Here is a 3233-nt window from a genome sequence, read left to right on the forward strand (position 1 = left end):
CAACAACAACAACAACAACAAGGTTTATGCGGCAGGTATAAACCACTACTTAAGGAAAAGACAAGGGCATGGGTTAAGTTTTAACTCATCACTCCTCACTCTTACCTTAAAGAAGGTTCTTTGACATGATGGGAAAGAGAGAATAAAGTGACACACGCTTACCTGGTAAGCGTGAGGTAGAAAGAAGAAGCGGGCCGGCCCTAGCGATAGGGCCGGCGAGAACGCAGAGAAGGGCGCATGGGGAATGCCTAGGCTCTCAGAGGCGAGGAAGGACGCGACAAGCTGCGAAAAGCCGCGGGGATCGGCACATACGATGTGATCCGCGGATGTCCGAATGGGGCAACCCACTTGAATGAAGTTCAAGTATCCGCAAGGAGGCGAACCCGGGGAACTGAAACATCTAAGTACCCGGAGGAAGAGAAAATAACATATGATTCCGCAAGTAGTGGCGAGCGAACGCGGAAGAGCCCAAACCATTTCCGTCACGGCGGAAGTGGGGTTGTAGGACCACGCGGTGGGACCAAGTAGTGAAGCATAACATTCTGGGAAGAATGACCATAGAGGGTGAGAGTCCCGTTTGCGTAAGCTCCTTGGCCCTAGTGGTATCCTGAGTAGGGCGGGACCGGAGAAATCCCGCCTGAATCCGCCGGCACCATCCGGCAAGGCTAAATACTCCTGAGAGACCGATAGTGAACCAGTACCGTGAGGGAAAGGTGAAAAGTACCCTGAATAAGGGGGTGAAATAGAACCTGAAACCATGCGCCTACAAGCGGTCGGAGCCCCTTCGTGGGGTGACGGCGTGCCTTTTGCATAATGAGCCTACGAGTTACTCCTCCCTGGCAAGGTTAAGCCTCTTGAGAGGCGGAGCCGGAGCGAAAGCGAGTCTGAACAGGGCGCAGAGTCAGGGGGGGTAGACGCGAAACTTTGTGATCTACCCATGGGCAGGATGAAGCTGTGGTAACACACAGTGGAGGTCCGAACCAGTTTACGTTGAAAAGTATTTGGATGACCTGTGGGTAGGGGTGAAAGGCCAATCAAACTGAGAAATAGCTCGTACTCCCCGAAATGCCTTTAGGGGCAGCGTCGCGGTCGAGTCATCTGGAGGTAGAGCTACCGATAGGACTAGGGGGAGTCACATCCTACCGAATCCTGACGAACTCCGAATGCCAGTTGATATACGCGGCAGTGAGGCCTGGGGTGCTAAGGTCCCGGGCCGAGAGGGAAAGAACCCAGACCGCCAGCTAAGGTCCCAAAGTCCACGCTAAGTTGAACAAAGGGGGTCCACTTGCTCAGACAGCCAGGAGGTTGGCTTGGAAGCAGCCATTCCTTTAAAGAGTGCGTAACAGCTCACTGGTCGAGCGAGAGGGCATCGATAATAATCGGGCATCAAGCATGGCACCGAAGCTGCGGACTGTATTTATACAGTGGTAGGGGAGCATTCCAGCTGCGGCGAAGGTGCGCCGGCAAGGCGCGCTGGAGCGGCTGGAAAAGCAAATGTAGGCATAAGTAACGATAATGCGGGCGAGAAACCCGCACACCGAAAGACCAAGGTTTCCTGATCAACGCTAATCGGATCAGGGTTAGTCGGGTCCTAAGGCCGATGCGAAGGCTAAGGTCGATGGACAGCTGGTTAATATTCCAGCACCGGCTGCATATAGCGATGCGGTGACGGAGAAGTGAAAGGACCGCGCACTGACGGAATAGTGCGTTGAAGGCCGTAGGTATTGGACCGGTAGTCAAGCACGCCGGACTAGCTGAAAGCTGATAGTACCCCGCGGCCTCGGCCAAGGGGATAGCGTCCCTAATCAGGCTCCCTAGAAAACCCGCTAAGCGTTTAAATATGCAGCCGCCCGTACCGCAAACCGACACAGGTGGTCGAGGAGAGAATCCTAAGGTGCTCGAGTGAATCACGGCCAAGGAACTCGGCAAAATGACCCTGTAACTTCGGGAGAAGGGGTGCTTCCTCCAGCGATGGAGAAGCCGCAGTGAAGAGGCCCAGGCGACTGTTTAACAAAAACACATGGCTTTGCGAAATCGAGAGATGAAGTATAAGGCCTGACACCTGCCCGGTGCCGGAAGGTTAAGAGGGGGGGTTAGCCGCAAGGCGAAGCTCTGAATCGAAGCCCCGGTAAACGGCGGCCGTAACTATAACGGTCCTAAGGTAGCGAAATTCCTTGTCGGGTAAGTTCCGACCTGCACGAATGGTGTAACGATCTGGGCGCTGTCTCAGCCGTGAGCTCGGTGAAATTGTAGTCTCGGTGAAGATGCCGAGTACCCGCAACGGGACGGAAAGACCCCATGAACCTTTACTATAGCTTAGCATTGACGCTGGGTAACTCATGTGTAGGATAGGCCGGAGGCAGTGAAGCGGCGTCGCCAGGCGTCGCGGAGCCATCCTTGAAATACGGCCCTTGAGTTGCTTGGCGCCTAACCTCGCACTAGCGGGGGACATTGCTTGGTGGGTAGTTTGACTGGGGTGGTCGCCTCCAAAACAATAACGGAGGCTTTCAAAGGTACCCTCAGCACGCTTGGTAACCGTGCGCAGAGCGCAATAGCACAAGGGTGCTTGACTGTGAGGCCCACAAGCCGAGCAGGGCCGAAAGGCGGATATAGTGATCCGGTGGTTCCGCATGGAAGGGCCATCGCTCAAAGGATAAAAGGTACTCTGGGGATAACAGGCTGATCTCCCCCAAGAGCTCATATCGACGGGGAGGTTTGGCACCTCGATGTCGGCTCGTCACGTCCTGGGGCTGGAGAAGGTCCCAAGGGTTCGGCTGTTCGCCGATTAAAGTGGCACGCGAGCTGGGTTCAGAACGTCGTGAGACAGTTCGGTCCCTATCTGTTGTGGGCGTCGGAGATTTGAGGGGTTCTGACCTTAGTACGAGAGGACCGGGTTGGACGAGCCACTGGTGGACCTGTTGTATCGCCAGATGCAGCGCAGGGTAGCTACGCTCGGACGGGATAAGCGCTGAAAGCATCTAAGTGCGAAACCCGCCCCAAGATGAGATCTCCCTTAAGGGCCGTCAGAGACGATGACGTCGATAGGTGGCAGGTGTAAAGGCAGAGATGCCATAGCCGAGCCATACTAATTGCCCGAGCGCGTTCGGCCGGACACACACCGGCCCGCCTCCTCCAAAGCCGCGTCACCCCACGCTCTTTTTCCCAACTAGTCAACGAAGCTAACAAAGCACTGTAACACACACAAAGCATCAAGCACGGTAAAGGCCGTGCCA

1 rRNA gene is annotated in these 3233 nt (G+C 55.3%); it reads left to right on the top strand.

Going from position 1 to position 3233, the window contains the following annotated elements:
* Positions 1–217 precede the first annotated feature (217 nt).
* Positions 218–3109: ribosomal RNA gene (locus ACMA1I_RS23220) — 23S ribosomal RNA — on the top strand.
* Positions 3110–3233: the final 124 nt, after the last annotated feature.

This window comes from Pontibacter sp. 13R65 (assembly GCF_047525655.1).
GTDB lineage: Bacteria > Bacteroidota > Bacteroidia > Cytophagales > Hymenobacteraceae > Pontibacter.